General features: G+C 54.6%; 1 protein-coding gene. It reads left to right on the top strand.

Annotated features, from left to right (window positions below; translation table 11 throughout):
- Positions 1 to 1,113: mandelate racemase/muconate lactonizing enzyme family protein (locus AC0L2L_RS33325; protein WP_473584018.1), on the top strand; the 1,113-nt coding region annotated here is incomplete at its 5' end.
- Positions 1,114 to 1,121: the final 8 nt, after the last annotated feature.

The following is a 1,121-nucleotide window of genomic DNA, read 5'->3' as shown; positions in this document are numbered from 1 at the left end:
ATGAAGATAGAACGAATATCGGTTTTTGAGATAGTGACGCCTTTCCCGCAGGGCTACAGCTTATCGCGCGGCCGGACATGGAAATCTTTCGAAAGCACCATTGTAAAAATTGAAACTGATGCGGCGATTGTTGGTTGGGGCGAACTCCAAACGTTGGGAGGAAACTATCTGCCGGCGTTCGCAAAGGGGGCCAGAGCGGCCATTGACGAACTAGCTCCTCATCTCATTGGAGAAAGCCCGCTTCAACTCGACCGTATCAACTACCTCATGGACCATGTGTTGTTCGGTCATCCCTACGCTAAATCGGCAGTCGACATGGCGTGTTGGGACATTCTCGGCAAAGCAACGGGAATGCCGCTGTGCGATCTTCTCGGCGGAAGGTTCGAAGGGGGTTTAGATCTCATGTGTGCCCCCACAGTCGGCTCGATTGAAGAGATGCTGGCAATGACCGTAGGTTTCCGCGAAAAAGGATACCGGCGAATGTCATTGAAGTTGGGCGGAGATGTCGCGGACGATGTGTCAAAGATACGGGCACTTCTCGAGCAAGCCCAGCCCGGTGAGGAATACTACGCCGACTGCAATCGTGGTTGGACACGGGATCAGGCTCTGCGAGTGATGCGACAGATTCGCGATCTTGACGTTTATATAGAGCAGCCTTGTGCCTCGTACGAGGACTGCCTTGCAGTGAGACGTCGGACTGATCATCCAATGATCCTCGACGAGATAATTGATTCGCCTGAGATGGTAATGCGGATCATCGCCGATCAGGCAGCGGATCTGGTCAATATCAAGATTTCAAGAGTGGGTGGCCTGACAAAGGCGCGTCGTGCGCGTGACATGTGTGTGACGGCAGGATTGCCGATGACCATTCAAGACGTAGGAGGAAGCGGGATCGTTCAGGCGGCGATTTTCCATTTTGCGCAGTCGACGCCGAAGGAGTTCCGCCACTCTGTCTATGATCCGCTAACCGTTGTCTCCGACCCGCTAACGGATGCCCCCATCCTGATCCAGGACGGAGCAGTGGCGGAAGCATCGGATCGGCCTGGCCTTGGTCAAGACATCTTGCCTGGCAGCCTTGGCGAGCCGATAGCCGTGTACGGCGGCAGGGATTGATAATGTAG

It is taken from the genome of Mesorhizobium sp. WSM4832 (genome assembly GCF_055811115.1).
The sequence above is the reverse complement of the archived record's forward strand: the minus strand, read 5'-3'. Positions and strand labels throughout refer to the sequence as shown.